The sequence below is a fragment of the Pseudoxanthomonas sangjuensis genome (genome assembly GCF_010211755.1).
GTDB classification, from domain to species: domain Bacteria; phylum Pseudomonadota; class Gammaproteobacteria; order Xanthomonadales; family Xanthomonadaceae; genus Pseudoxanthomonas_A; species Pseudoxanthomonas_A sangjuensis.
In genome coordinates this window covers 1-26,096 of record NZ_PDWR01000002.1, presented here as the reverse complement: position 1 = coordinate 26,096, position 26,096 = coordinate 1, and the positions used below count along the sequence as shown (strand labels likewise).

The window sequence follows — 26,096 nt, the reverse complement described above, 5'->3', positions numbered from 1 at the left end:
AGCCGGCTGGCGGCGGGGAGTGGGAAGCCGTTCCCACTCCCCGCATCGCCCTACCCGGGCGTACGGGCGAACGACACGGCATCGGCTAGAATTCCCGTCTTTCCGGCCTTCCGCCCGCAGATGAACCCCAACTACCTCGATTTCGAGCAGCCCATCGCCGACCTGGACACCAAGATCCAGGAGTTGCGCGGGGCCAGCGCCGGCCCGGCGGTCAACGTCGACACCGAAGTCGCCGCGCTGCAGGACAAGCTGCGCAAGCGCACCGCGCAGATCTTCCGCGACCTGACCCCGTGGCAGGTATCGCAGCTGGCGCGCCACCCGATGCGCCCGTACACGCTGGACTACATCAAGGTGTTCTGCGACGAGTTCCAGGAACTCGCCGGCGACCGTGCCTACGCCGACGACAAGGCGATCGTCGGCGGCCTCGGCCGCATCGACAGCCGTCCGGTGATGATCATCGGCCACCAGAAGGGCCGCGACACCAAGAGCAAGATCGCGCGCAACTTCGGCATGCCGCGCCCCGAGGGCTACCGCAAGGCGCTGCGCCTGATGAAGATGGCCGAGCGCTTCAAGCTGCCGCTGCTGACCTTCATCGACACGCCCGGCGCCTACCCCGGCATCGGCGCGGAAGAACGCGGCCAGTCCGAGGCGATCGCGCGCAACCTGCTGGAGATGGCCGAACTGAAGATCCCGGTGGTCTGCACCGTGATCGGCGAAGGCGGCAGCGGCGGCGCGCTGGCGATCGGCGTCGGCGACCGCACGATCATGCTCGAATACAGCACCTACTCGGTGATTTCGCCGGAGGGCTGCGCCTCGATCCTGTGGAAGGACGCGGGCAAGGCCAAGGACGCGGCCGAGCAGCTGGGCCTGACCGCACCGCGCCTGAAGGAACTGAACCTGGTCGACAAGGTCGTGCGCGAACCGATCGGCGGCGCGCACCGCAACCCGCGGCAGATGGCCACGCGCCTGAAGGCGGTGCTGCTGAACGAGCTGGACGCGCTGGAGCGGATTCCGGTCGGGGAACTGCTGGAAAGGCGCTACCAGCGCCTGCGCGGGTACGGGGCCTACGAAGCGGCGTAAGCGGCGTCCCGCGGACAGGCCGATCCGATGAGCCCGATCCTGATCCTCTCCTTCATCCTGCAGATCGCCTGCTGCGTGCACGTGGTGCGGACGGGCAGGCCGCTGTACTGGATCTTCATCCTGCTGCTGTTCTCCTATCTCGCGGTGCTGATCTACTTCATCGCCGAGATCCTGCCCGACCTGCGCAACGGCCCCGGCTCGCGCAAGGTCGCGCGCAAGGTGCGCAACGCGCTCGACCCGCAACGCGACAAGCGGCGCGCGGAACAGAACCTGCAGTTGTCCGACACCCAGGCGAACCGCCGCGAGCTGGCTGCCGAAAGCCTGCGCCACGGCGATTACCGGCGCGCCGCCGAGTTGTACCAGGGCGCGCTGAAAGGCCTGTACGCCACCGATCCCGACCTGATGCTGGGCCTGGCCAAGGCGCAATACGGCCTGGGCCAGCCGCGGCAAGCGCGGGAAACGCTGGATGCGCTGATCGCGGCCAATCCGGATTTCCGCTCCAAGGAAGGCCACCTGCTCTACGCGAAGGCGGTCGAGGGCACGGGCGACGTCGCGGCCGCGCTGCACGAATACGAAGCCGTCGTCCAGGGCTACCCCGGCGAAGAGGCGCGCCTGCGCTACGGCCAACTGCTGAAGCGCAACGGCGACACGGCCAGGGCGGCCGAGTTGTTCAAGGAAATCCTCGCCCGCTCGGCGGTCGCGCCCAGGTACTACCAGCGCGAACAGCGCGACTGGATCGAAGCCGCACGCCAGGAGCTGTCCGCGCTCGGGACGTGAATCCGGCCCGTGCGCGCGGCGCGGGTTCCCCGATTGCGATGCGCCCGGACGGCGCTGTCGCGGCCGGCCCGCCGGCGCTACGATGGCATCCGGTACTTCGTCCGCGCTGCCGGCAAGGGGACTCCCGATGGACCTGTTCGAACGTTGGTGGCTGTTGCCGACCGCGCTTTTCGTCGTCCCGCTGCTGGCGGGGCTGGTCTACAACTTCTTCTTCAAGCACAGGTACGGCATGAGCCAGCACATCGTGCTGGCGCTGTTCGTTTCCGTCTGCTGGCTCGCCGCCATGGTGATCGTCCTGCGCGCCGTCCATTAGCTTTCCGTCCGCGCACAAACATGCATGGCGGCCGAAGCCGCATCGCCCGGCCTTCCGGAAAACCCAAGCCGCCATTTTCCGCCAGGACGCGGTTGGCGATCCGGACCTTCCCGACCGCGGCGGATTAGACTTCCCGCATGCTGTCACCCCTTCCGCCCGAAGCGCCGAAACACCCGCCGCTGCTGGTCGCCTTCAGCGGCGGCCTCGATTCGACGGTGCTGCTGCATGCGCTCGCCGCCGACGCCAGCCTGCGCGTCGGCGGCCTGCGCGCCGTCCACGTCCACCACGGCCTGCAGGCGGATGCGGACGATTGGGCGGCGCACTGCCGGCGTTTCTGCGACGCGCTGGAGATCCCGCTGGCCGCCCTCCGCGTCGAAGTCGACCGCGAATCCGGCCGCGGCCCCGAAGCCGCCGCGCGCCACGCACGCTATCGCGCCATCGCCGATGCGATGGGCGAAGGGGAAGTACTGGTCACCGCGCACCACCGCGACGACCAGGCCGAAACCTTCCTGCTGCGCGCATTGCGCGCCTCCGGCCCCGACGGGCTCGCGGCGATGCGGCCGTGGCGCCGATTCGCCGGGGGCTGGCACTGGCGGCCGCTGCTCGACACGCCGCGCTCCGAATTGCTCGACCATGCGCAACGGAACCGCCTGTCGTGGATCGAGGACCCGAGCAACGCCGACCGCGACTTCGACCGCAACTTCCTGCGCAACGAGGTCATGCCGCTGCTGCGCCAGCGCTGGCCGCAGGCCGCCGCCGCCTTCGCCCGCAGCGCCGCGCTGAACGCCGAAGCCGCCGACCTGCTGGCGCACGAAGACGCGCACGCGCTTGCGGCCGCGGCCCCCCCGGACCCGCACGAGCTGTCGGTCCCCGCCTTGCTCGCGCTGCCGACCGCGCGGCGTTCGCGCGTGCTGCGGCGCTGGATCGACGGGCTGGAACTGCCGCCGCTGCCGGCCAACGGCATCGAGCGCATCGAGACCGAAATCCTGCCCGCGCCGGACGACGCCGAAGCGCGCTTCGACTGGAGCGGGGCCAGCATCCGCCGCTGGCGCGACCTGCTGCGCGCGGAATGGACGCGCACGCCCTTGCCTCCGAAATGGTCGCAGGAGTGGGACGGCCGCCTGCCGCTGCTGCTGCCCGACGGCGGCTGGCTGGCGCTGGAAGGCGCCGACGCTTTGCCCGTGCCGGTGCGCGCGCACGCGCGCCGCGGCGGCGAACGCATCGCGCTACCGGGACGCGGGCACGCGAGCGAGTTGAAGAAGCTGCTGCAGGAGCGCGGCGTGCCCACCTGGACGCGCGAAGTCATGCCGCTGTTGTCCACCACCGACGGCGAGCTACTGGCCGCCGGCGACGCGATCCTCTCGGCCCGCCTGGATACCTGGCTGAAGGAACGCGATGCCCGGCTGGTCTGGCGCGAGGCCGCGCCCGCGCCTTTCGATTAAACTTCGCGCATGGCCAAGAAACCCGCCCCCGAAGCCGGAACCTCGCCGGTCGCCAGTTTCGAGCAGTCGCTGCAGGAACTCGAGCAACTGGTCGAGAAGATGGAACACGGCGAGATGAGCCTGGAGCAGTCGCTGGCTGCCTACGAACGTGGCGTCGGCCTGTACCGGCAGTGCCAGAACGCGCTGGAACAGGCCGAATTGCGCGTGCGCCTGCTCAGCGACCCGGACAAGCCCGAAGACGCCAAGCCGTTCGCGCCATCCGATGCCGACTGACGCCCTGTTCGCACGCTGGGCGCAACGGGTCGAAGCCGCGCTGGCCGGCGCCCTGCCCGACGCCGGCCTTGCGCCGCAGCGCCTGCACGCGGCGATGCGCTACGCCGCGCTCGGTGGCGGCAAGCGCATGCGCCCGCTGCTGGTCTACGCCGCCGGCCACCTGGCCGGCGCCGACGAAGCGTTGCTCGACGCGCCCGCGATGGCGGTGGAACTGGTCCACGCCTATTCGCTGGTCCACGACGACCTGCCGGCGATGGACGACGACGACCTGCGCCGCGGCCGGCCGACGGTGCACGTGGCCTTCGACGAAGCGATCGCGATCCTCGCCGGCGACGCACTGCAGACGCTGGCGTTCGCGGTGCTGGCCGAATCCGGCGCCCCCGCGGACCTGCGCGTGGCCTGGCTGCAATCGCTGGCCGCGGCCAGCGGCGCGGCCGGCATGTGCGGCGGGCAGGCGCTGGACATCGACGCCACCGGACGCACGCAGGCCGTGCAGGAACTGGAGCGCATGCACCGGCTGAAGACCGGCGCGCTGATCCTCGCGTCGGTCGGGATGGGGGCGATGGCCGGCCGCGTGGACGCGGACCAATCGCAGCGGCTGGACCGGTTCGCCGGCGCGCTGGGCCTGGCCTTCCAGGTGCGCGACGACATCCTCGACGTCGAATCCAGTTCCGAGAAACTCGGCAAGACCGCCGGCAAGGACGCGGCGCAGGTCAAGTCGACCTATCCCGCGCTGCTCGGCATCGACGGCGCCAAGGCGAAGCTGGACGAACTCGCCGCCGCGATGCGCGACGCGCTGGCGCCGTTCGGCGAGCGCGCCGCCCCGCTGGCGGCGTTGGGCAGGCTCGCGATCGAACGCGACCGCTGAAACGAAAAAGCCCGGCGATGCCGGGCTTTTCCGTCGTGCGCTCCGGCGCCGCTTACTTGATCAGGCGCAGCGTGAACGGATAGCGGTAGGCCACGCCCTGGTTGGCCTTGATCGCCGCGATGATGGTCAGTACCAGCCAGGCGATGCCGATGATGACCCACAGCGGGATCGCGATGATCAGGCCGATGCCCAGGGTCACGATCGACAGCAGCAGCAAGGCGAGGAAGACGATGCCGACGGTGATGTTGAAGTTCAGCGCTTCCTTGCCCTGGTCGTCGACGAACGGCAGCGTGTCCTTCTTGACCAGCCAGATGATCAGCGGGCCGATGAAGCAGCCGATGCTGCCGGCCCAGCCCGAAGTGATGATGCCCCCGACCAGCGCGGACAGGTGCGCGAACAGCGCCCACTGCTTTTCCTCGGCGCTGACGGCGCCCGAGTCGGGCGGCGGCGGCGGTGCGGTCACGTTCTCGAAATCGCTCATTGCATTTCCCCGACGGTGGTGGATGGAACAACCGGAACAGCAACGACAGCGGCGACACTCTCGGCGCGCGGCGTGGCCCTGTCAAGGAGCCCGCCCGGCGAATGCGCTCAGTCCGCCCCGGCGACGGTCATCCGCCCCACCAGCAGCGAACCGATGCCGATGTGCGAGCGCCGGTCGACATCGCGGCCGACCGCACGGATGCCGGCGAAGACGTCCTTCAGGTTGCCGGCGATGGTGACGCCGTCCACCGGGTAGGCGAGTTCGCCGTTTTCGACCCAGAAACCGGCCGCGCCGCGCGAATAGTCGCCGGTCACCGGGTTGACGCCCTGCCCCATCAGCTCGGTCGCCAGCAGCCCCGTGCCCATGCCTTGCAGCAATTCGTCGAAGCCGCCGGCGTTCGCCTTCACCTCGAGGTTGTGCACGCCGCCGGCGTTCGCAGTGCTTTGCAAGCCAAGCTTGCGCGCCGAATAGCTGCCCAGCACGTAACGTTGCAACACGCCGCCTTCGACGATCGCCGATTCGCGCGTGGCCACGCCTTCGGCGTCGAACGCGGCCGAACGCAGGCCATGCCGCAGCAGCGGCCGCTCGAGGATGGAAAACCAGTCGGGGAAGATCCGTTTCCCGGCATGGTCGAGCAGGAAGCTCGCGCGCCGGTACAGCGCCCCGCCGGAAATCGCGCCGAGCAGGTGGCCGACCAGCGAACGCGCGACTTCGGCGGCGAACAGCACCGGGTATTCGCCGGTGGCGACGCTGCGCGGCTGCAGCCGCGCCACGGTGCGTTCGGCGGCGCGGCGGCCGATCGCAGCGGGATTCTCCAGGTCGCCTTCGGCGATTCCGAGCGAGTACCAGCCGTCGCGCTGCATGCCGTCGCCCTGGCCGGCGATCAGCGCCACGCCCAGCGAATGCTGGCTGCCGCGCTCGCGGCCGACGAACCCGTGCGAGTTGGCGTACACCGACAGGCTGTCGCCGCTGCCGAGCGAGGCGCCGTCGGAATTGCCGATGCGCGGATCGGCCTCGCGCCCGGCCGCTTCGCAGGCCAGCGCCAGGTCGATGGCGCGATCGGCGTCGAGCGCCCACGGGTGCCACAGGTCGAGGTCGGGGAATTCGTGCGCCATCCGCTCGGCATCGGCCAAACCGGCCGCATCGTCGTCCTCGGTATAGCGGGCGATGGCGCAGGCCTGTTCGACCGTGGCCTCGAGGCTTTCCTCGCGCAGGTCGGCGGTGCTGGCGCTGCCCTTGCGCTTGCCGAAATAGACGGTGACGGCGATGCCGCGGTCGCGGGTCGATTCGACCGTCTCGACCTCGCCCATGCGCACGCCGACGTTGAGCCCGCGCTCCTCGCTGCAGCTGACCTCGGCCTGGCTGGCCCCGCGCCGACTCGCCGCGTCGAGCAGGCGCTGGCTGAGCTCGGCCAGGTGGTCGAGCCGCTGCAGGCTGTCGTCGGACGAACTGGAGGAAATGACTGCGTTCAATGCCTTATCCTATGGCGATGCGTGGACGCGATCCGGAAACCGGCGAATTCTACAGCCCTAGCCGCAGCAAGCAGCGCGAGGAGGCGCTGGAAATCCGTGCGCTGGCGGAAAAACTGGTGGCGCTGCCGCCGGCGCGGCTGGCCAAGCTGCCGATCCCCGAAGGCCTTTTGCCGCACATCCACGAGACCCAGCGCATCACCTCGCACATCGCGCACAAGCGCCAGCTGCAGTACCTGGCCAAGCAGATGCGCCGCGAGGACGACGAGACGCTGGAAGCGATCCGCGAAGCGCTGGACGACAGCGGCGAAAGCGTGCGCAAGGCCAACGCGTTGCTGCACGAAGCCGAGCAATGGCGCGAGCGCCTGCTGTCCGACGGCAACGCCGCGCTGGCCGAGCTGCTCGACGAATTCCCGACCGCCGACCGCCAGCACCTGCGCCAGCTGGCGCGCAACGCCCACGACGAGCGGGCGAAGAACAAGCCGCCGCGCGCGTTCCGCGAGCTGTTCCAGGAGCTGAGGGCGTTGCTGGCCGACGGCGCTTCGGACGAAGCCGGCGGCGATTCCGTCGACCACGACGAAGACCCGGCCTGATTCAGACCTGCCGCGCGAGCGTCTTTTCGAACCAGTGGTGGGCATAAGGGTTGTCGTTGTAGGCGGCGATTTCCGCATAGCCGCTGCGCAGATACATCGCGCGCGCCTCGGTCAGCGCCCGGTTCGTGTCCAGGCGCAATCGTCGCACCCCCATCGCGGCCGCCTGCGATTCCAGCGCCGCCAACAGGCGCCTGGCGACGCCCTGCCCGCGCGCGGCCGCGTCCACCCACATGCGCTTGATTTCGCCGGTGTCGCCCGCGCCGAGCTTGAGCGCGCCGCAACCGACCGCGTGCCCATCGATGCGCGCGACCAGGAACGCCCCGGCCGGCGGCACCAGTTCGTTCCTGTCTGCCGAGACGCTGTGCGCAGGGTCGAAACCGCCGTCGAAGCGCGCGCGCAATTCGGCGAAATACGCCTCGATGCAGGCACGCGCTTCCGGACTGTCCGGATCGACGATTTCGATCTCCACTCCGGGCACGACCGCGCTCCCCGCGTCAGGCCCTGGTCCCGCCGACCGTCAATCCTTCGATCAGCAGCGACGGCTGGCCCACGCCGACCGGCACGCTCTGCCCGTCCTTGCCGCAGATGCCGACGCCGTCGTCGATGGCCAGGTCGTGGCCGACCATCTTCACCTTGCGCATCGTCTCCGGGCCGTTGCCGATCAGCGTCGCGCCCTTGACCGGCGCGGTGATCTTGCCGTCTTCGATCAGGTAGGCTTCGGTCGCGGAGAACACGTACTTGCCGCTGGTGATGTCGACCTGTCCGCCGCCGAAATTGACCGCGTACAGGCCCTTCTTCACCGAGCGGATCATCTCCTGCGGATCGTGCCGGCCGGCGAGCATGTAGGTATTGGTCATGCGCGGCATCACCAGGTGCGCGAACGACTCGCGGCGGCCGTTGCCGGTCGGCTGCATGCCCATCAGCCGCGCGTTGTGCGAATCCTGCATGTAGCCGACCAGGATGCCGTCCTCGATCAGCGTGGTGCAATTGGTCGGCGTGCCCTCGTCGTCGATGTTCAGCGAACCGCGGCGGCCGGCGAGCGTGCCGTCGTCGACGATGGTCACGCCCGGCGCGGCGACGCGCTGGCCCATGCGCCCCGCGTACGTCGACGTGCCCTTGCGGTTGAAGTCGCCTTCGAGGCCATGGCCGACCGCCTCGTGCAGCAGCACGCCGGGCCAGCCGTTGCCTAGCACCACCGGCATCACGCCCGCGGGCGCGTCGACCGCCTCGAGGTTGACCAGCGCCTGGCGCAACGCCTCGCGCGCGAATTTCTCCGGCTTGCCGTCGCCGAGCAGCTCGGCGTACGCGTAGCGTCCGCCGAAGCCGGCGTAGCCCGATTCGCGGCGGCCGTCCTGTTCGACGATGACCTGGATGTTCATCCGCACCAGCGGGCGCACGTCGGCGGCGAGCACGCCGTCGCTGCGCGCGACCAGCACGGTGTCGACGCCCCCGCTCAGGCTGGCCGTCACCTGCTTCACCCGCGGATCGGCGGCGCGCAGCAGCCTGTCCACGGCGCGCAACGCCTCGACCTTGGCGTCGTTGCCGAGGCCGTCGATCGGATCGTCGCTCGAATACAGCGCGCGGCCGCCGCCGACCGCGAGCGGATGCGGCTGCAGCGAGCCGCCGTCGCGCGAGATGGCGCGGGCGGACTTCGCCGCCTCGACCAGCGCGACCGAGTTGATGTCGTCGGAATACGCGAAGCCGGTCTTCTCGCCGGAAATCGCGCGCACGCCGACGCCCTGCTCGATCGAATGCGCGCCGTCCTTGACGATGCCGTCCTCGACCGTCCAGCTCTCGCGCCGCGCGTGCTGGAAGTACAGGTCGCCGAAATCGATGCCGGGACCGAGCAGCGCGCCGAAGGCGCGGTCCAGGCCGTTGGGATCGAGCCCGGCGGGAACCAGCAGGCGGGTTTCGGCGATCGCGAGGGGATTCGTGTCCATGGCAACCTAGTTTGGGCCGGCGCGGGGCAAAGGCAAGCGCCGCGTGGCCGGATCAGTCCGCCGCGCCCGCGCGTCCCTGTTCGTGCGCGGCTGCCTGTTCCACGCGCGATTGTTCGCGGCCCATCACCTCGACCTTGGGGTCCTTCCACGGCCCGGTCACGCGGTAGGTCTTGGCGCCGATCTCGCCCAGCGGCTTCTTCAGCACCGCGTTGGCGGCCGCGCCGACCGCCGCGCCGATCGGACCGCCGGCGACCGCGCCGACCACGGTCAGCAGGTTGCCCGACTTCGGCAGCACGTCGATGGTCTGGTCGAACTGCTGCGCGCGCAGGTCGGCACTGCCGCGGATGCGGATTTCCGCCGCCGGGCCGTCGATGGTCAGGCCGTCGCTGCGTGCCGCGCCATCGCCGAACGCCAGCTTGCCTTCGATGCGGTTGAAGGCGAAGCCCTTGTCGAAGAAGTCGCGGAAGTCGAGCATCAACCGGCGCGGCAGCTGCGCGACGCTGAGCAGGCCGAGCACGCGGCCCGCGCCCGGCTCGATCTCCAGCAACTGGCCGTCGCGCGCGTCGATGTCGAGGCCGCCCTGCATGTTCGCCAGCGAGAAATCCGCGGGACTGCCGGCCCAAGAGGCGTCGAGCCGCATGCGCCCGTGGCCGCCGCGGACGCGGCCCTTCATGCCCAGGTCGTCGAGCAGCGCGCCGAGGTTCCTGCTGTCGACGTCGGCGCGCAGCTGCGTGCGCGCCGACGCGCCGCGGCCCGACCAGTCGCCGCCGACGTCGATCTTCTGGTTTTCCGAAGCCAGGCCCAGCCGATCGATATGCATGCCCGTCGCCGTCTGCGAAGTGCGCAGCTGCGCCGCGCCCAGCTTCGCGTCGGCGAAGCGCAGGTCGTCGATGTCCAGCGCCAGCGGCGGGATCGCGGCCGGGTTGTAGTCGTCCGGCTGCGCCGGCGCCTTCGCTGCCGCGACGACGCCGGGCGCCGGCGCGCGCCAGTGCAGCCGCGACAGCTTGCCGGCGATCGGCGCGCCCTTCGCATCCGGCACGCTGACCGCGCCGGACAGCGCCGCGCCTTCCAGCGCCACCGCCAACGCATCGGCGCCGGGCGCCAGTTGCACGCGCGTGTCCGGGAAATCCGAACCGATCATCAGCAAGTGGTCGGCGCTGACGTCGATCCGGCGCAACGGCAACTTGCCGCCGCGGTCACTGCCGTCCTCGCCGTTGGCGAAGGCGATCCAGCCGAGCGCGTCGAGCGTGCCGGCGCGTCCGCCGGCGACCAGCCCCGCCGCGGGCGCGGCCTCGGCGACGCCGTCGCTGCCCAGCGCCACGCGCACGCCGGTCTGCCCGTTGTTGCTGCGCGCGCGCAGCGCCATGCGCTTGCCGAACGCGACCTGGACTTCGCCGCTGTCCAGCGGCAGCGGCATGGCGATCGTGGTCGTCAATGCCGTCGCCGCCGGCTTGTCCAGCGGCGCGGGCAGGGTCAGCGCGGTCCCGACCAGGTCGGAGCGCAGGCGCAGCTGCGCGGCGTCCGCGTTCGCCGCCTTGCCTTTCGCGATCGACACGCCGACGCTCCACTTCGAGCGCCCGTCGACCCAGGGCTTCAGCCAGGCCATGTCCGGCGCGCGGTCCAGCAGCGCATCCGCGGCGAACGACGCCGCCAGCTCCGCCTCGAACGCCTGCTTCGGGTCGCGCACGCCGCCGCCGGCGCGCAGCGACAGTTCCCCCGGCTGGCCCTCGTGCTTCACCGCGAGCCGTTCGGCGTCGAAGCCGTGTTCGTCGTATTGCAGTTTCCCGCGCGCGTCGTCGAAGGCCAGCTTCCAGCGCGAGTCGGACAGCTTCACGCCCTGCATCTCGACCGTGCCGCGCAGGCGCTTGCGTGCCGCGTTCTGCCCGTGCAGCGGCTGCAGCAGCTCGAAGTCGCCGTGCGCCGGCCCGCTGGCGGCGACCCCCTGCATCGCCTCGCCGTATTGTTTCTGCAGCGGACTGTGCCGCAGCAAGTCGAGCATCCTCGCCGCGTCGGCCGTGGCGTTCGCGTGGATGCTCAGGTCGGACTCGCTGAAGTCCGCGATGCCGGCGTCGAAGTGTTCGACCGCGATCCCGTCCAGCACGCCCTTGCCGGTCACCGAGAAACCGTTGCCGACGAAGGCGATGCCGGCGTCGGTCTGCTCCAGCATCGGCCAGTCCGGCTGGAACTTGAAGCGGCCGCCGACGATGTGGCCGGTCGCCTCGAAGCAGCCGTCGTTCTGCGTGAACGGCCAGTCGTCGAGGTCGCCGGAAACCAGCCCGCGCCCGTTGCGCACGCGGCCGTCGACCAGCGCTGCGTCCAGCCACTCCACCGCCGCCGCCGGCATGCGGTGATGGATCCAGAAACCTTTCGCGACCGGCACCGGTGCCTCGTCCAGTTCGGCGGCCAGGTCGATCCGCGGCCGCGTGCCGTCGCCCTGGAACCACAATCCACCGCGCGCGTCGGCGGCGTAGTCCTTGCCTTGCACGCGCAGCGCCGGCGTGGCGAAACGCCAGCCCGCGCCTTCGCGCCAGCCGGCGATCTCGCCGCGCAGCGCCACGTCGTGGCCCACGCCGAAGCCCTGCGGCCAGTCGAAGCGCAGCCGCGCCTGCGGGTCCAGCTTCAGCGCGAAGCCGTCGGCGTCGCCGGAGAATTCGCCGGCCAGCCCGTCGATGCCGGGCGCGTCGCCGACCGCCGCGAAGGCGACGCCGTCCAGGTGGCCCTGCGCGCGCAACGCGCCGCCGCGCCGGCCCGACAGCGACAGCTTCGACAACCGCGCATCCGGACGCGCGGAAATCAGCCAGCGGCGCAGGTCGGGCTCGACGAAGTCGCTGAGCGCGAGCACGGCGAGCAGCGGCGCGGCCTCGATCTGCTGCGCCCGCAGCGCGTAGTCCCTGCCGCCGGCGAGCAGCAGCCCGTCCAGCTTCAGCGGTTCCGCCGGCTTCGTCGCGTTTTGCTTCGCCGCGTCCCGCTTCGCGTCGCGCATGCCGATGCGCAGGGCCGGTGCGTCGAGCCGCCAACCGCCCTCGCGCAGGCGCCAGCGCAGGCGGCCGCCGACCTGGTCGAAGACGACCCGCTGCCCGCCGTCCGCCGCGCCGCGTCCCAGCACGACCTGTTGCAGCTGCAGCTCGGTCGTCGCCATCACCACGCGGTGCCGGTACAGGCGCACCCAGCTTTCGGTGCTGCCCTGCCCCGCCTGCAGGCGCACGCCGGCCCAGGCGAGCAGCGGCGACCAGTCGGCCAGGTCGAGCGGCCGCCCGCGCAGGTAGGCGCGGCCATCGCCGCGTTCGCGGTCGAAATCCAGCGCCGCCTGCAGCGGCTTGCCGCCTTCGCGCGCCAGCACGCGCGCGCCGGCACGCACGCGCCCGCCGTCCACGCGCAGGCGCAGGTCGATCTTCGGCAGTTGCACGTTCCAGCCCAGCGCGGGCGCGACGATGGCCAGCCGGCCGCCGACCACCTGCAATTCGCCGAGGCCCTCGAGGCTCTCCAGCGGATCGCCGCCCGTTTGTTGTCCCGGCAGGCCGCGCACCGACCACGCGCCGTCGTCGCCGCGCTGCAAGGTCAGCGATAGGCCGCGCAACCGCAGTTCGGTGAACGCATGCCCCGGCAGCAGGCCGCCGTACATCGACACCAGCACTTCGGCCGCACCGATGCGCACGCCCTCGCCTTCGCCGATGCGCAGCCCGTCGAGGCGCAGCAGCGGCCCGCGCCGCGTCCATTCGGTTTCCACGTGGTCGAACGCCACCGGCCGGCCGGCGCGTTCGCTCAGCCACGCGGCGATCCTGTCCGGATGCCGCTCCGCCAGCGGCAGCAGCTGGCTGACCGCGCCGACCAGCATGGCCACGCACACCAGCGCGATCGCGACGGCGTACCAGAAACCGCGCTGGGCAAGGCGTAGGCGGCGGCGCAGGGGGGTGGGCATCAGCAAACCGGGAACAAGCGGAGAGGAGCGAGGAACGAGCGGATTGCAGTGCGCCAGCAAGGCGACGCCAGCTGTTGCGGTTGATGTTCCGATCCCGTCCGCAGCGGCGGAGTCGGCGGGTAAATCCCGCAGGGGCGGCGCGCACGATGCGCGCCGTTTTCGGAAGGCACAAGGAGGTACCGTCCGAAAATTCCTGGCGGCTCCGCGGACCCTTCGTGCGCAGCACGAAGGGCGCGAGGAAGGGTGTACTTTCTTTTGCTTGCTTTTCTTTGCACAAGCAAAGAAAAGCAAGTCGCCGCAAGGCGAAATGCTCTTGCTTCAAGAACACTCGACACGACATCGCAGCGGGAACGGCACCGGCTCCGACTCGCCCCCATCCCGACCCTTCCCCCATCAAGGGGAAAGGGTCCCGGTTCAAAGCAGCACGACATCGAACTGCTCCTGCAGGTACTGGTCGTCGGCCTGGAAGCGGATCGACTTGCCGAGAAACTCCTCCAGCTCCGCCACCGCCGGCGATTCCTCGTCGGTGATCCGCGCCACGACCTTCGGCGAAGCGATCACCAGCAGCCGCGCCGCCTCGAACTGGCGTACCGCGCGGGTGATCTCGCGGAAGATCTCGTAGGTCACCGTCTCGGCGGTCTTGATGGTGCCGCGGCCGCCGCATTCCGGGCATTGCTCGGACAATTGCCGCTCCAGACTTTCCACCGTGCGCTTGCGGGTCATCTCGACCAGGCCCAGCGGCGAGAAGTCGTACACCGTGGTCTTGGCATGGTCGCGCGACAGCGATTTCTCCAGCGTGCGCAGCACCTGGCGCTTGTGTTCGGCATCGTCCATGTCGATGAAGTCGATGATGATGATGCCGCCCAGGTTGCGCAGCCGCAGTTGCCGCGCCACCGCCTGCGCCGCCTCCAGGTTGGTGCGGTAGACAGTCTCCTCGAGGTTGCGCTGGCCGAGGAACGAGCCGGTGTTGACGTCGATGGTGGTCATCGCCTCGGTCTGGTCGATGACCAGGTAGCCGCCGGACTTCAGCGGCACCTCCTTGTCCAGCGCGCGGCCGATCTCGTCCTCGACCCCGTACAGGTCGAAGATCGGTCGGTCGCCGGTGTAGTGCTCGATGCGCTCGGCCAGCACCGGCATGTACTTGGCGACGAAGGCCTGCAGGCGCTCGTAGGTTTCGCGCGAATCGACCCGCACCTTCTCCACGTCCTTGCGGATCAGGTCGCGCACCGCGCGCAGCGGCAGGCTCAGGTCTTCGTAGGTGATCGTGCACGGCGGCGATTCGCGGCCGCGGCGCTCGACGATGTTCCAGACCCGCGACAGGTAGGCGATGTCCTCGGCCAGCGCCTCCTCCGGCTGGCCCTCGGCGTTGGTGCGGACGATGTAGCCGTAGCCGCCGTGGCTTTCGGCCAGGCGCCCGACCAGGGTCTTCAGGCGCAGGCGCTCGCCTTCGTCCTCGATCCGCGCCGACACGCCGATCACCCGCGACTGCGGCAGCAGCACGAGGTAGCGCGACGGGATGCTGATCTGCGTGGTCAGGCGCGCGCCCTTGCTGCCGATCGGGTCCTTGACCACCTGCACCACGATGTCCTGGCCGTCGCGCAGCAGGTCCATGATCGGCGCCGTCGCGACCGGGCCGATCGCCATTTCCTCGCCGCCTTCGCCGTCGTCCCCGACCGGGGCCGGGCGCACGATGTCGTTGGCGTGCAGGAACGCGGCGCGTTCCAGGCCGACGTCGACGAACGCCGCCTGCATGCCTGGCATCACCCGTTGCACCTTGCCCTTGTAGATGTTGCCGACCACGCCGCGGCGCCAGCCGCGCTCGATGTGCAACTCCTGCAGCATGCCGTTCTCGACCACCGCGACGCGGGTTTCGCGCGGGGTGACGTTGACCAGGATTTCTTCACTCATGCGCAGGCCCCGCGAGCGGCCGCAGCCGTTATCCCGAATTCCTTCAGCAGCTTCGCCGTCTCGTGCAGCGGCAGGCCCATCACCCCCGAATGACTGCCGTCGAGGCGGACCACGAACTGCTCGGCCCGGCCCTGGATGGCGTAGGCGCCGGCCTTGCCCATCGCTTCGCCGCTGGCGACATAGTCGGCGATGTCCGCGTCCGAGAGCTCCGCGAACGTGACATGCGACACCGATACCGCCTGCGCCTCGCGCGCGGCGCTGACCACCGACAGCGCCGAGATCACCCGGTGGGTGCGCCCGGACAGCCGGCACAGCATCGCCGCGGCATCGGCTTCGTCCGCCGGCTTGCCGAACACCTCGTCGCCGAGCACCACTTCCGTGTCCGCGCCCAGCACCACCGCACCGGGCGTCGACATCACCTGCAGCAGGCCGGCGCCGGCCTTCTCGCGCGCCACCCGGCGCACGTATTCCTCGGCCGACTCGCCGGGTTGGCGGTGCTCGGGGATGTCCAGGTCGATGCGGCCGAAACGCAGGCCCAGGCGGGTCAGCAGTTCGGCGCGGCGCGGGGATTGCGAGGCGAGGTAAAGCATCCGTGCAGGATAACCCGCGGTGCCTGACTGAATGGCCGCAAACCCCCGCCCGGATGCGCCAAACCCCGAACCGGCTCACAACGCGTTCATCCGTCTGATCCATTCCGTCTACCATCCCCGCCACGACCGCATCCCAGGAGAATTCCATGCGTTCCCCCATCCGCCCCGTACTGCTTGTCCTGTCCTTCGCCATCGGAGCCATCGCCATGCCCGCCCATGCCCAGACCGCCCCCGTCCATGCCGTGCCGGCCGACGGCACCCTGCTCAACGTGTCGGCCAACGCCGAGGCCCGGCGCCTCCCGGACGTGGCGACGATTTCGGCCGGCGTGGTCACCCAGGCCGTCGACGGCAACAGCGCGATGCGCCAGAACGCCGAGCAGATGGCCAGGGTGATGGACGCGATCCGCGCCGCCGGCATCGCCGAGAAGGACATCCAGACCAGCGGCATCAACCTCAACCCGCAGTACCGCTACACCGAAAACGAGGCGCCGAAGATCACCGGCTACCAGGCCCGCAACGTGGTCAGCCTGAAGGTGCGCGACATCGCCAGGCTCGGCAAGGTGCTGGACGCGCTGGCCGCGCAGGGCGCCAACGAGATCAACGGCCCCAGTTTCGAGATCGACCAGCCCGAACCGGTCTACGACGAAGCCCGCCTGGCCGCGCTGAAGAAGGCGCAGGCCCGCGCCGAAACCTACGCGAAGGCGTTGGGCCTGCGCGTGCGCCGCATCGTCAGCATCAGCGAAGGCGGCGGCTTCCAGCCGCCGGTGCCGATGGTGCGGGCGCAGGCGATGATGGCCAAGGCCGAAATGGACACCTCGGTATCGCCCGGCGAAACCACGGTGTCGGTGAACCTGGACGTGGTGTTCGAACTGGGCAAGTGATCCCGCCTCAATGTGACGACGAAAGCCCCGCCATGCCGCGGGGCTTTTTTTGCCCCTACGACTTTCGGCGGAGCCTGCGGCTTTTGCGCATGCGGGTACTTGCACTCCGCCGGCCGCAGGCGCAGTGTGATCCACGAGGGCGGAAAGGGACCAACCCCATTCGCCCCACCCGCGCGTTGTTCCTCTCGCATACCCGATATGGAGGTGGATCATGGTTCGCACGTTGCCCTACGGTTCCCATCCGCGCCTGGACTTCGGCCGCATCCTCGCCTATGCCGCAGTGGTCGCGGTGCACGCATTCGCCCTTCTGCTGTTACTGATCCCGATGGCGGCGCCGAAGCAGGAGACCGTGCTGCCGGACCCGCTGCCCGTCATCAACCTGTTCGAACCGATCATCACCAAGACCCCGCCGAAGCCGCCGGAGATCGTCAAGCCGGCCGAACCGAAACCGGCGCAGGCGGAACGGAAGATCATCCCGAAGGCTCCGGCCCCGGCAACCGATCCGGTCATCGTCGACAACGGCACGATCGCCGCCGATCCAGTGGTCCAGGGCGATCCCGTGGCCGACATCGCACCGCCCTCCGGCCCGGTTTCGGTCAACCACCTCGCCTACCTCAAGGCCACGCCGCCGCCGTACCCGCGCGCCGAGCAGGCCGCCGGCATCGAAGGCACGGTGCTGCTGAGGATCCTGGTCGACACCGACGGTACGCCGCTGGAAGTGACGGTGGAACGCAGCAGCGGCAGCCACAACCTCGATCGCGCCGCGCAGCGGCACGTGTTGAAGGCATGGCGCTTCCAGCCGGCGATGCAGGACGGCCGCGCGGTGCAGGCCTACGGCCTGGTGCCGATCGTGTTCTCGATCCAGTAAGGCGCGTCTGCCTTCGCAAGGCCTTCCGCGGAAACGCGGAAGGCCTTTTTGCGTCAGGCGCGGTGGTAGGGGTGGTTGGCCAGCAGCGCCGCGGCGCGGTACAGCTGTTCGGCGACGACCAGGCGCGCGAGCATGTGCGGCAGGGTCAGCGGACCCAGCGACCAGGTTTCGTGCGCGGCGGCGAGCACGTCGGGCGCGTGGCCTTCCGGCCCGCCGATCAGGAAGGCGAGGTCGCGGCCCTGCCCGCGCCAGAATTCGAGGCGTCGCGCGAGCTGTTCCGACGTGTGTTGCCTGCCGGTGACTTCCAGCGCGACGACATGCGCGTTCTTCGGCAACGCCGCCAGCACGCGCCTGCCTTCGTCGTCGATCGCGCGCTGCGGGTCGCGGCCCTTGCCGCGCAGGCCGGGCTCGACCTCGACCAGCTCGAGCGGCAACCAGTGCGACAGGCGCTTCTGGTATTCGGCGAAACCCTGCGCGACCCACGACGGCGCGCGTTCGCCGGTGGCGATCAGACGGCATTTCATCGCCCAATGATAATCGCGAAGCGTTCGCCGGCACTCCGGCGAGTGCCACGCGGATGCCGCATCGCGGATGCCCGCGCCGTACGCCGGCATCCAGGCGCCGGGCATCGCCGTGGCTGACAAGCGCGCATCCCGCAGACGGACAAGGAAACGGCGCCACGCGGGCGCCGTTTCCGCTTGCACCGCGGGCATGGGCGTCAGGCGCCGGCTTCCGCGGCTTCGTCCTGCTCCGGCCGCTGGTCGCCGACCGTCCACAGCCGCTCCAGCGCGTAGAACTCGCGCACCCGCGGCAGCATGACGTGCACGACCACGTCGCCGAGGTCGACCAGCACCCATTCGGCCTCGCGCTCTCCCTCCACGCCCAGCGGCATCACGTCGAGCTTCTTGGCGAACTTGACGACCTCGTCCGCGATCGACTTCACGTGCCGGGTCGAAGTGCCCGAGACGATCACCAGGTAGTCGGTGACGCTGGACTTGCCACGCACATCGATCTCGACGACATCCTTGGCCTTCAGTTCATCGACCGCCGCATGCACGTTGGCGAGCAGGACCGGCGTGGGCGGCGGCGGATGGGGAAGTTGGGTCTTGATGATTTGTGCTTGGCTGGTCAATGGCTTGCGCATTCGGGAAACCGGGACGGATTATAGCGCTGCCCGGCCGTACAAGCCGTTCCGGGCGACGAATGCCGCGACGGGCGGCGGTACCAGCGCCTGCCACGGCCGCCCGGCGGCGATGCGGCGGCGAATGTCGGTGGCGGATTCCTCGTGCAGCGGCTGGCGCAGGCGGAAGATGCACCCGGATGGTGCCTGGTCCAGCGCAGCCGGCGATTGGCGCCAGCGCCCGGCTGCCGCCTGCGCCAGTTCCGCCGGCAGGTCGCCGTCCAGCGCGATGCCGGGGCGCTCGGCGACGACGAAGTGGGCGAGCTCGAACAACCCGCGCCATTCCTTCCAGGTCGGCAGGCCGACGAAGCTGTCGGCACCGACCAGCAGCGCCAGCGGGGCCGCGTGGCCGAGTTCGCCGCGCAGTTCGCGCAGGGTGTCGATGGTGTACGAGCGGCCGTCCGGGTCGCGCGCGGCGCGGCGCAGTTCGCGGCGATCGACCAGCAGGCCGGGTTCGCCACGGACCGCGAGTTCCAGCATCGCCGCGCGCTGCTCCGCGTGCGCGCCGGGCGCGGCGCGATGCGGCGGATCGGCGGCGGGCACCAGCCACACGACGGTGCGCAACTCGTCGCGCGCGGCACGGGCGATGGCGAGGTGGCCGTTGTGGACCGGATCGAAGGTACCGCCGTAGAAGAGCTGGAGCATCGGGAGACGTGGGATGGGAGGCGCGTAACTGCTTTTCCATCGTCTCCCGGAATCACGCCGCCAGCAACCGCACCGCCTTCGCATCGGCGACCGCGAGCAGCAGCCGCTCCAGCATCAGCCAGGCATCGCCATCGCCATCGCCACGCCCCTTGGCGGTGCGGTCGATGCGCGAGGCTTCGGCGACGAAGCGGTCCCAGCGCGCCGGGTTGGCGTGGCGCTGCAGCGCGCGCTTGAACGGCGCCTGCTTGTTCTCCCAGATGCCCTGCGACTTCATTTCCGCGGCGAGGTTGCCGCCGCGCGCCTGCGCGCGCGCCAGCGCCGCCGCGCGCAGCAGTTCGCGCACGATCATCGGCATCAGCCCGGCCACGTTGTCGCCCTCGGCGCGCAGGCCGGCGAGCATGCGCGTGACCTGTGCGCCCTGCCCGGCCAGCATCGCGTCGACCAGGCGGAACACGTCGTAGCGCGCGGCGTCGGCGACCAGCGACTCCATCGTCGCGGCGTCGAGCGTGCGGCCCTCGGCGAGCAGCGCGAGCTTGTCGATTTCCTGCGCCGCCGCCAGCAGGTTGCCCTCGACGCGATCGGCCAGCAACTGCACCGCGTCGCGGTCGGCGCGCAGCCCCTTCGAGCGCAGGCGGGTTTCGATCCAGCCGGGCAATTCGTGCGGCTTGATCGCCCACGCGATCGAGACGACGCCGACTTTCGCGATGGCGTCGCTCCACTTGCCCTGGTGGGACTTGCTCCATTCGCCGGCGGTGACCAGCAGCAGCACGTCGGCGGGCGGGTTCGCGCAGAAAGCCGATATCGCCTCGGCGCCTTCCTTGCCCGGCTTGCCGCCGGGCAGGCGCACCTCGATCAGGCGCCGCGAACTGAACAGGCTGGGCGCATTGAACGCGGCGTCGAGCTGGCCCCAGTCGAAGCCGCGGCCGTCGGCATCGAACACTTCGCGCTCGCCCACGCCCTGCGCGCGCGCGGCGGCGCGCAACGCGTCGGCGGCTTCGAGCACGCGCAGCAGTTCCGGCCCGGCGACCAGGTAGGCCGGCAGCAGCGGCCCTTCGCCGCATTGCGCCGCCAGCCGTTCCGGGGTCAGCTCCATCAGGGGACGGCGTCCACCGGCGAGGCCTGTTGCGGAGCAACCTGCTCCGGCAGGACCTGCTGCGGCAGCGCTTCGTCCGGCGCGGCTTCGCCCGCAGGCGCCGTGCCCTGCACCGTGCCGCTGCGGATGACGCTGTCCACCCGGCGCAGGATCGAGGCGGCCATTTCCTTGCGCAGTTCGTCCGCGAGGATTTCGCGTTCGGTATTGGTGCCGGTGACGTTGACCGGCGGCGTGACGTAGTCGCGCGACAGTTCGACGACCTGCTGCGGCACCAGCACGCTGCCGTCCGCGCGGACGAACTGGAACACGGCGGCGTAGCGCAGGCTGAATTCCTGCGCGCGGCCGAACTGGTCGATGGCGATCGGCCGGTCGCCCCAGCGCTCCGACAGGATCTTCAGCGTGGCGACGTCCGCCGTGCTCGCCTCGTCGGCTGGCACGGCACCGGCGATCCGCAGGCCACGGGCCACCGATTCGGCCAGCGGGCTGTATGCCGTCGTCGAGACCACCTTGACCGGGCCCAGGTCGGGCGGCAGCGCGATGCGGTTGCGCAGGTGGAAGCCGCAGGCGCCCAGGCTGGCGGCGAGCAGGACGATGGCGGCGGGCCGCAGGAGTCGGGTTCGCATCATGGGCGGAAGTCTGGACGAGCCCGGCCGACGCGGCAATAGCCAGGCCGGATGGCAGGTGAACGACCTTCTCCCGCTCGCGTCGCGGGAGCAGGATTCTTCACGCCGCGACGATGTTGACGACCTTGCCCGGCACGATGATGACCTTCTTCACCTGCAGGCCCTCCATGAACTTCGCCGTGTTCGGCTCCGCCCTGGCGAGCTGCTCGATGCGGTCGCGCGGAGCGTCGGCGGCGACCTGGATGGTGCCGCGCAGCTTGCCGTTGACCTGCACCGCCAGCGTGACCTCGTCCTTCACCAGCGCGGACTCGTCGGCCTGCGGGAACGGCACGTCCTCGAGCAGCGTTTCCGGATGGCCCAGCACCTGCCACAGCGCGTGGCTCGCGTGCGGGGTGATCGGGTTCAGCAGCAGCACCGCGGCCTCCAGCGCTTCCTGCTTCACCGCGCGGCCCTGCGCGGAATCGTCGTTGAACTTCTGCAGCGCGTTCGACAGTTCCATCACCGCGGCGATCGCGGTGTTGAAGCTGTAGCGCTTGCCGTAGTCGTCGCCGACCTTGGCGATGGTCTCGTGGGTCTTGCGGCGCAGCGCCTTCTGCTCCGCATCGAGCGAAGCGACGTCCAGCGCCGGCGCGGCGCCATCGGCGGCGTGCTTCTGCACCAGCGTCCACAACCGGCGCAGGAAGCGCGCCATGCCTTCGACGCCGGCCTCGTTCCACTCCAGCGACTGTTCCGGCGGCGCGGCGAACATCGAGAACAGGCGCACGGTGTCGGCGCCGAACTTGTCGACCATCGCCTGCGGGTCGACGCCGTTGTTCTTCGACTTCGACATCTTCTCGACCGGGCCGATCTTCACCGGCTGGCCGTCTTCCTTCAGCGTCGCGCCAACCACGCGCCCCTTGTCGTCGCGCTGGACTTCGACGTCGGCCGGGTTGATCCAGTCCTTCGAGCCGTCGGCGTTGTCGCGGTAGAAGGTCTCGGCGATCACCATGCCCTGGGTCAGCAGGTTGGTCGCCGGCTCGTTGCTGTCCACCAGCCGGGCGTCGCGCAGCAGCTTGTGATAGAAGCGGAAGTACATCAGGTGCAGGATCGCGTGCTCGATGCCGCCGATGTACTGGTCCACGGGCAGCCAGTAGTTGCCGCGCTTGTCGATCATGTCCTTCGCGCCCGGCGAGGTGTAGCGCGCGTAGTACCAGCTCGACTCCATGAAGGTGTCGAAGGTGTCGGTCTCGCGCTCGGCATCGCCGCCGCACTCCGGGCACTTGCACTTGCGCCATTCCGGGTCGGCCTTGATCGGCGACTTCACGCCGTCGAGGACCACGTTCTCCGGCAGCACCACGGGCAGGTCACTGTCCGGCACCGGCACCGCGCCGCACTTGGCGCAGTAGATCACCGGGATCGGGCAGCCCCAGTAGCGCTGGCGCGAAACGCCCCAGTCGCGCAGGCGGTAGTTCACCCGGCGCTGGCCCTGGCCCTTGCGCTCGAAACGCTCCGCCAGCGCCTCGAACGCGCCGAGATAGTCCAGCCCGTCGAACTCGGCCGAATTGACCAGCTCGATCTCGCGGGTCTTGTCGCCGTACCACTCCTGCCACTTCGACGGGTCGTAATTCGCTTCCGCTTCGTTCTTCGGCGACTTCAGCGCGATCACCTGCCTGATCGGCAGGCCGTACTTGGTCGCGAACTCGAAATCGCGCTCGTCGTGGCCCGGCACCGCCATCACCGCGCCGGTGCCGTAGCCCATCAGCACGAAATTGGCGACCCACACCGGCACCTTCTCGCCGGTGATCGGATGCACGGCCTTCCAGCCGGTATCCATGCCGCGCTTTTCCTGCGTCTCCAGCTCGGCCTCGGACACGCCGCCCTGCTTCAGTTCCTGCAGGAAAGCGGCCAGCGCCGGATTGTCCTTCGCCGCCTTCAGCGCCAGCGGGTGTTCGCCGGCGATCGACACGAAGGTCACGCCCATCAGCGTGTCCGGGCGCGTGGTGAACACCGTCAGCGGTTCGCCGCAGCCTTCGACGCCGAACTGGATCTCGAGGCCTTCCGAGCGGCCGATCCAGTTGCGCTGCATGGTCTTGACCGAATCCGGCCAGCCCGGCAATTCGTCGAGGCCGTCGAGCAGTTCCTGCGCGTAATCGGTGATGCGCAGGAACCACTGCGGGATCTCGCGCTTCTCGACCAGCGCGCCGCTGCGCCAGCCGCGGCCGTCGATCACCTGCTCGTTGGCGAGCACGGTCTGGTCGACCGGGTCCCAGTTCACCACCGAGTTCTTGCGGTAGGCCAGGCCCTTGCGCAGCAGGCGGGTGAACATGCGCTGCTCGTGCACGTAGTACTCGGGCGTGCAGGTGGCGAACTCGCGCGTCCAGTCGATCGCATAGCCCAGCGACTTCAGCTGGCCGCGCATGTGCTCGATGTTGGCGTAGGTCCACTTCGCCGGCGCGGTCTTGTTCTTGATCGCGGCGTTCTCGGCCGGCAGGCCGAACGCGTCCCAGCCCATCGGCTGCAGCACGTTGTGGCCGGTCATGCGCTTGTAGCGCGAAATCACGTCGCCGATGGTGTAGTTGCGCACGTGGCCCATGTGCAGCGCCCCGGACGGGTACGGCAGCATCGACAGGCAGTAGTACTTGGGCTTGTCGGAATCCTCCCGGACCTCGAAGGCCCTGCTCTGGTCCCAGAAGGTCTGGGCGGCGGCTTCGACGGTGCGTGGCTGGTAGGCAGCTGGCTCGTGGGCGGTGGGTTCGGCGGCGGACATGGGAAGCGCGGGCGCGGTACGGCAGCGGAAAAGCGGTAAAGCCTACCGCAGCGCAGCATCCGCCGCCATGCCAAGGCGCCTCAATGGCCCGTCCGGCGCTGCGCCGCCCACCAGCCCAGCCCGGCCAGCCACAGCCACCAGATGCCGAATGCCAGCCGCTGGGCGACGCCCGGCGGGACCAGCGCCGACAGGAAGAACGCCGCCAGCAGCACGCCCGCGACCGCGGCGAAGGTCCACGTTGCCGGCCCGCCCTGGCGCAGCCAGCCGAAGCCGAGCACCAGCCCCCCGAGCGCGGAAGCCATGCACCACAGCATCCATGCGCTGCCGTGCAGCCGGCTGGTCAGGCCGTCCAAGCGGGCGGTGTCCAGCGGCAGGAACCCCATGGCGGCGAAAGCCAGCGCCGCCAGCAACAGCAGCTGCATGCCGATCCGCAGCGGCCACGCGGCCGTGCCCGGCAGGCTGGCGCGCAGGGCCACGGCGGCGAACGCGGCCAGCGCACCCGGCAGCATGAAGCCGAGCGCATTGAAGGCCAGCGCGCGCGGGAAGCCCGCGGCGCCGAGCAGCGCCACCGGGTGCAGCGCCTGCGAATAACCGTCCAGCGCCGCGCCGAAGGCGACGACCGCGGCGGCGAACAGCGACGCGGCGAGCCACGGGGCCCAGCGCAGCACGACGACGAAAAAGCCCTTCATGCGACATTCCGTTCGGGGAAACGAACGGCCATTATCCCGCCCGCGGCTTGGATTACCCGGGTCGTGCCACCATTTATGCCGAAACCGCCACAGGACCGCCCCATGACCCCGCTTTCAGCCGGCACGAGCAGCCACGTCTTCGACGCCACCCTCGCCAACTTCGAAACCGAAGTCGTCGCGCAATCCGCACGGACCCCGGTGATCGTCGATTTCTGGGCGACCTGGTGCGGCCCGTGCAAGACCCTCGGCCCGATCCTCGACAAGCTGGCCGCCGAGTACAACGGCGCGTTCAAGGTCGCCAAGGTCGACGTCGACCAGGAACAGCAGCTGGCGGCGATGTTCCAGATCCGCTCGGTGCCGACCATGGTGGTGTTCAAGGACGGGCAGATCCTCGGCGCGATCCCCGGGGCGCTGCCGGAAGGCGAGCTGCGCAAGGTGCTGGAGCAGGTCGGCGTGCAGCCGGCGGCGAACGAGGAGGCGGCCGTCGAGGAAGCCGCGCCGGTCGATCCGCACGAGGAAGTGATGCGCCTGCGCCAGGCGGTCAACGCCGAACCCGACAAGGCCGAGCTGAAGCTCGACCTCGCCCTCGCCCTGCTGCAGACCGGCGCCACCGCCGAGGCGGAAAGGCTGCTGGACGGCCTGCCGGCCAACCTGTCCACCGACGAGCGCGCGGTGCGCGCCCGCGCCAGCCTCGGCTTCGCCGCGCTGCTGAAGGACGCGCCGCCGACGCAGGTGCTGGAGGCGGCGATCGCGGCCAATCCGGATGACCTGCGCGCCCGCCACCTGCTCGGCGTGCACTGCCTGGTCGGCGGCAAGTCCGAGGCCGGGCTGGCGCAGTTCCTCGAGATGCTGCGCCGCGACCGCAATTACGAAGACGGGCTGGCGAAAAAGTCGCTGATCGACGCCTTCCGCGTGGTCGACGACGCCGAACTGGTCGGCCAGTACCGGCGCAAGATGTCGTCGCTGCTGTTCTGATTCCCACCGCTTCCGTGGGGCGGGGGCCAGCCCCGCCTTACGGAGCCGTACGCTTGCGTATGGCAGAATGCGGGACACCCCCACCCCCGCATTCCCCGATGAAGCCCTCCACCTTCCGGCGGCTGATGAACCTCTGGCCGCCGTTCCTGTTCACCGGCATCCACGTCACCGCGATTTCCGGCGACTGGCGCCAGCTGCGCGTCGAATTGCGCGAACGGCCGTGGAACCGGAACTACGTGCGCACCCATTTCGGCGGCAGCCTGTTCGCGATGACCGACCCGATGTGGATGCTGCTGCTGATGCACACGCTGGGCAACGATTACTACGTCTGGGACAAGGCGGCGGAGATCGAGTTCGTCAAGCCGGGCAAGGGCGTGGTCAAGGCCGAGTTCCGGCTCGACGACGCCGACCTGGCCGAAATCCGCGCCGCCACCGCCGGCGGCGGCAAGTACCTGCACTGGTTTCCCGTCGAGGTGACCGACGCGCAAGGCGACGTGGTCGCGCGCGTGCGCAAGCAGCTGTACGTGCGGCTGAAGCCGAAGGCGCGGCAGGCGTAGCGTGGGGCTTGCCCTGCCGTTTTTCGATCCGGAGCAAGAGCAGCGGGGCAAGCCTCGCCCTACAATGCGCGCATGTCCCCCGAATCCCCCACCCCCCGCCCAACAATGCGGCCCGATGAACCGGACACACACACGCAGTACTTACGCGGGAACAACCCCTCACCGGAACCACCCTCCACCCAGTTC

At 70.0% G+C, this 26,096-nt stretch carries 25 protein-coding genes; 11 read left to right on the top strand and 14 right to left on the bottom strand.

Going from position 1 to position 26,096, the window contains the following annotated elements; genetic code table 11:
- Positions 1-120 precede the first annotated feature (120 nt).
- From CSC71_RS01125 to CSC71_RS01100, 6 genes are all read left to right on the top strand, one after another.
- Positions 121-1,080 carry an acetyl-CoA carboxylase carboxyltransferase subunit alpha gene (locus CSC71_RS01125; protein ID WP_162372506.1) on the top strand — a complete coding sequence of 320 codons (960 nt, stop codon included), beginning with the start codon at positions 121-123 and terminating at the stop codon, positions 1,078-1,080.
- 27 nt (positions 1,081-1,107) lie between these two features.
- Positions 1,108-1,857 carry a tetratricopeptide repeat protein gene (locus CSC71_RS01120; protein WP_162372505.1) on the top strand — a complete coding sequence of 250 codons (750 nt, stop codon included), beginning with the start codon at positions 1,108-1,110 and terminating at the stop codon, positions 1,855-1,857.
- A 127-nt stretch (positions 1,858-1,984) separates the two neighbouring features.
- Positions 1,985-2,170: a hypothetical protein gene (locus tag CSC71_RS01115; protein ID WP_162372504.1), complete on the top strand. Its 186-nt coding sequence runs from the start codon at positions 1,985-1,987 to the stop codon at positions 2,168-2,170.
- A gap of 137 nt (positions 2,171-2,307) precedes the next feature.
- Entirely contained in the window at positions 2,308-3,612 is a 1,305-nt protein-coding gene (gene tilS / locus CSC71_RS01110; protein WP_162372503.1) for a tRNA lysidine(34) synthetase TilS, read from the top strand.
- Positions 3,613-3,621: 9 nt separating this feature from the next.
- Entirely contained in the window at positions 3,622-3,885 is a 264-nt protein-coding gene (locus tag CSC71_RS01105) for an exodeoxyribonuclease VII small subunit (RefSeq protein ID WP_162372502.1), read from the top strand.
- Positions 3,875-4,753 (top strand): polyprenyl synthetase family protein, encoded by an 879-nt coding sequence (locus CSC71_RS01100; RefSeq protein ID WP_162372501.1) that lies wholly within the window; start codon positions 3,875-3,877, stop codon positions 4,751-4,753. Before CSC71_RS01105 ends, CSC71_RS01100 begins: the two co-directional genes overlap by 11 nt.
- Before the next feature lie 52 nt (positions 4,754-4,805).
- Here CSC71_RS01100 and CSC71_RS01095 read toward each other — a convergent pair whose 3' ends face one another.
- Positions 4,806-5,234, bottom strand: coding sequence for a DUF4870 domain-containing protein (locus CSC71_RS01095; protein WP_162372500.1), 429 nt, complete (start codon positions 5,232-5,234; stop codon positions 4,806-4,808).
- Positions 5,235-5,341: 107 nt separating this feature from the next.
- On the bottom strand, positions 5,342-6,706 hold the full coding sequence (gene pmbA / locus CSC71_RS01090; RefSeq protein ID WP_162372499.1) for a metalloprotease PmbA: 1,365 nt from the start codon (positions 6,704-6,706) through the stop codon (positions 5,342-5,344).
- Between the two features lie 17 nt (positions 6,707-6,723).
- On the opposite strand from pmbA, the gene yjgA reads away from it, so the two are divergent.
- Positions 6,724-7,296 carry a ribosome biogenesis factor YjgA gene (gene yjgA, locus CSC71_RS01085; RefSeq protein ID WP_162372498.1) on the top strand — a complete coding sequence of 191 codons (573 nt, stop codon included), beginning with the start codon at positions 6,724-6,726 and terminating at the stop codon, positions 7,294-7,296.
- Between the two features lies 1 nt (position 7,297).
- On the opposite strand, the gene CSC71_RS01080 is transcribed toward yjgA, so the two are convergent.
- The 5 genes from CSC71_RS01080 to CSC71_RS01060 all read right to left on the bottom strand — a co-directional run bounded on the left by CSC71_RS01080 (position 7,298) and on the right by CSC71_RS01060 (position 15,653).
- Complete coding sequence (locus CSC71_RS01080) at positions 7,298-7,774, bottom strand: GNAT family N-acetyltransferase (protein ID WP_162372497.1); 477 nt, start codon at positions 7,772-7,774, stop codon at positions 7,298-7,300.
- Positions 7,775-7,790: 16 nt separating this feature from the next.
- Complete coding sequence (gene tldD, locus CSC71_RS01075; RefSeq protein ID WP_162372496.1) at positions 7,791-9,236, bottom strand: metalloprotease TldD; 1,446 nt, start codon at positions 9,234-9,236, stop codon at positions 7,791-7,793.
- 52 nt (positions 9,237-9,288) lie between these two features.
- Positions 9,289-13,155: a YhdP family protein gene (locus CSC71_RS01070; RefSeq protein ID WP_162372495.1), complete on the bottom strand. Its 3,867-nt coding sequence runs from the start codon at positions 13,153-13,155 to the stop codon at positions 9,289-9,291.
- Positions 13,156-13,569: 414 nt separating this feature from the next.
- Positions 13,570-15,063, bottom strand: coding sequence for a ribonuclease G (gene rng, locus CSC71_RS01065; RefSeq protein ID WP_162372494.1), 1,494 nt, complete (start codon positions 15,061-15,063; stop codon positions 13,570-13,572).
- Positions 15,060-15,653, bottom strand: coding sequence for a Maf family protein (locus CSC71_RS01060; RefSeq protein ID WP_162372493.1), 594 nt, complete (start codon positions 15,651-15,653; stop codon positions 15,060-15,062). Before CSC71_RS01060 ends, rng begins: the two co-directional genes overlap by 4 nt.
- A 146-nt stretch (positions 15,654-15,799) precedes the next feature.
- On the opposite strand from CSC71_RS01060, the gene CSC71_RS01055 reads away from it, so the two are divergent.
- Positions 15,800-16,534, top strand: coding sequence for an SIMPL domain-containing protein (locus CSC71_RS01055; protein WP_162372492.1), 735 nt, complete (start codon positions 15,800-15,802; stop codon positions 16,532-16,534).
- Positions 16,535-16,745: 211 nt separating this feature from the next.
- On the top strand, positions 16,746-17,402 hold the full coding sequence (locus CSC71_RS01050) for an energy transducer TonB (protein WP_162372491.1): 657 nt from the start codon (positions 16,746-16,748) through the stop codon (positions 17,400-17,402).
- Between the two features lie 53 nt (positions 17,403-17,455).
- On the opposite strand, the gene rlmH is transcribed toward CSC71_RS01050, so the two are convergent.
- The 7 genes from rlmH to CSC71_RS01015 all read right to left on the bottom strand — a co-directional run bounded on the left by rlmH (position 17,456) and on the right by CSC71_RS01015 (position 24,378).
- Positions 17,456-17,926, bottom strand: coding sequence for a 23S rRNA (pseudouridine(1915)-N(3))-methyltransferase RlmH (gene rlmH / locus CSC71_RS01045; RefSeq protein WP_162372490.1), 471 nt, complete (start codon positions 17,924-17,926; stop codon positions 17,456-17,458).
- A gap of 194 nt (positions 17,927-18,120) precedes the next feature.
- On the bottom strand, positions 18,121-18,534 hold the full coding sequence (rsfS, locus tag CSC71_RS01040) for a ribosome silencing factor (protein WP_162372652.1): 414 nt from the start codon (positions 18,532-18,534) through the stop codon (positions 18,121-18,123).
- 30 nt (positions 18,535-18,564) lie between these two features.
- Positions 18,565-19,227 (bottom strand): nicotinate-nucleotide adenylyltransferase, encoded by a 663-nt coding sequence (nadD, locus tag CSC71_RS01035; protein WP_246191911.1) that lies wholly within the window; start codon positions 19,225-19,227, stop codon positions 18,565-18,567.
- Between the two features lie 52 nt (positions 19,228-19,279).
- Positions 19,280-20,320 carry a DNA polymerase III subunit delta gene (gene holA / locus CSC71_RS01030; RefSeq protein WP_162372488.1) on the bottom strand — a complete coding sequence of 347 codons (1,041 nt, stop codon included), beginning with the start codon at positions 20,318-20,320 and terminating at the stop codon, positions 19,280-19,282.
- Entirely contained in the window at positions 20,320-20,943 is a 624-nt protein-coding gene (locus CSC71_RS01025; protein WP_211367804.1) for an LPS-assembly lipoprotein LptE, read from the bottom strand. Before CSC71_RS01025 ends, holA begins: the two co-directional genes overlap by 1 nt.
- 100 nt (positions 20,944-21,043) lie before the next feature.
- A complete protein-coding gene (leuS, locus tag CSC71_RS01020) occupies positions 21,044-23,689 on the bottom strand; it encodes a leucine--tRNA ligase (protein ID WP_162372487.1) in 2,646 nt (881 codons plus the stop codon).
- Between the two features lie 80 nt (positions 23,690-23,769).
- A complete protein-coding gene (locus CSC71_RS01015) occupies positions 23,770-24,378 on the bottom strand; it encodes a DUF998 domain-containing protein (RefSeq protein ID WP_162372486.1) in 609 nt (202 codons plus the stop codon).
- 102 nt (positions 24,379-24,480) lie between these two features.
- Here CSC71_RS01015 and trxA point away from each other — a divergent pair, with 102 nt between their 5' ends.
- Both trxA and CSC71_RS01005 read left to right on the top strand, forming a co-directional pair.
- On the top strand, positions 24,481-25,353 hold the full coding sequence (gene trxA, locus CSC71_RS01010) for a thioredoxin (protein ID WP_162372485.1): 873 nt from the start codon (positions 24,481-24,483) through the stop codon (positions 25,351-25,353).
- A gap of 98 nt (positions 25,354-25,451) precedes the next feature.
- A complete protein-coding gene (locus tag CSC71_RS01005; RefSeq protein ID WP_162372484.1) occupies positions 25,452-25,910 on the top strand; it encodes a DUF4442 domain-containing protein in 459 nt (152 codons plus the stop codon).
- Positions 25,911-26,096: the final 186 nt, after the last annotated feature.

Coding starts and splice junctions, on each gene's coding strand:
- CSC71_RS01025 (WP_211367804.1), bottom strand. CDS start 20,943: ATGCGAACCCGACTCCTGCGGCCCGCCGCCATCGTCCTGCTCGCCGCC.
- nadD (WP_246191911.1), bottom strand. CDS start 19,227: ATGCTCCAGCTCTTCTACGGCGGTACCTTCGATCCGGTCCACAACGGC.
- CSC71_RS01060 (WP_162372493.1), bottom strand. CDS start 15,653: ATGCTTTACCTCGCCTCGCAATCCCCGCGCCGCGCCGAACTGCTGACC.
- tilS (WP_162372503.1), top strand. CDS start 2,308: ATGCTGTCACCCCTTCCGCCCGAAGCGCCGAAACACCCGCCGCTGCTG.
- tldD (WP_162372496.1), bottom strand. CDS start 9,236: ATGGACACGAATCCCCTCGCGATCGCCGAAACCCGCCTGCTGGTTCCC.
- CSC71_RS01125 (WP_162372506.1), top strand. CDS start 121: ATGAACCCCAACTACCTCGATTTCGAGCAGCCCATCGCCGACCTGGAC.
- CSC71_RS01015 (WP_162372486.1), bottom strand. CDS start 24,378: ATGAAGGGCTTTTTCGTCGTCGTGCTGCGCTGGGCCCCGTGGCTCGCC.
- CSC71_RS01050 (WP_162372491.1), top strand. CDS start 16,746: ATGGTTCGCACGTTGCCCTACGGTTCCCATCCGCGCCTGGACTTCGGC.
- yjgA (WP_162372498.1), top strand. CDS start 6,724: ATGCGTGGACGCGATCCGGAAACCGGCGAATTCTACAGCCCTAGCCGC.
- holA (WP_162372488.1), bottom strand. CDS start 20,320: ATGGAGCTGACCCCGGAACGGCTGGCGGCGCAATGCGGCGAAGGGCCG.
- CSC71_RS01100 (WP_162372501.1), top strand. CDS start 3,875: ATGCCGACTGACGCCCTGTTCGCACGCTGGGCGCAACGGGTCGAAGCC.
- CSC71_RS01095 (WP_162372500.1), bottom strand. CDS start 5,234: ATGAGCGATTTCGAGAACGTGACCGCACCGCCGCCGCCGCCCGACTCG.
- leuS (WP_162372487.1), bottom strand. CDS start 23,689: ATGTCCGCCGCCGAACCCACCGCCCACGAGCCAGCTGCCTACCAGCCA.
- rng (WP_162372494.1), bottom strand. CDS start 15,063: ATGAGTGAAGAAATCCTGGTCAACGTCACCCCGCGCGAAACCCGCGTC.
- CSC71_RS01120 (WP_162372505.1), top strand. CDS start 1,108: ATGAGCCCGATCCTGATCCTCTCCTTCATCCTGCAGATCGCCTGCTGC.
- CSC71_RS01070 (WP_162372495.1), bottom strand. CDS start 13,155: ATGCCCACCCCCCTGCGCCGCCGCCTACGCCTTGCCCAGCGCGGTTTC.
- CSC71_RS01055 (WP_162372492.1), top strand. CDS start 15,800: ATGCGTTCCCCCATCCGCCCCGTACTGCTTGTCCTGTCCTTCGCCATC.
- rlmH (WP_162372490.1), bottom strand. CDS start 17,926: ATGAAATGCCGTCTGATCGCCACCGGCGAACGCGCGCCGTCGTGGGTC.
- trxA (WP_162372485.1), top strand. CDS start 24,481: ATGACCCCGCTTTCAGCCGGCACGAGCAGCCACGTCTTCGACGCCACC.
- CSC71_RS01105 (WP_162372502.1), top strand. CDS start 3,622: ATGGCCAAGAAACCCGCCCCCGAAGCCGGAACCTCGCCGGTCGCCAGT.
- CSC71_RS01115 (WP_162372504.1), top strand. CDS start 1,985: ATGGACCTGTTCGAACGTTGGTGGCTGTTGCCGACCGCGCTTTTCGTC.
- CSC71_RS01005 (WP_162372484.1), top strand. CDS start 25,452: ATGAAGCCCTCCACCTTCCGGCGGCTGATGAACCTCTGGCCGCCGTTC.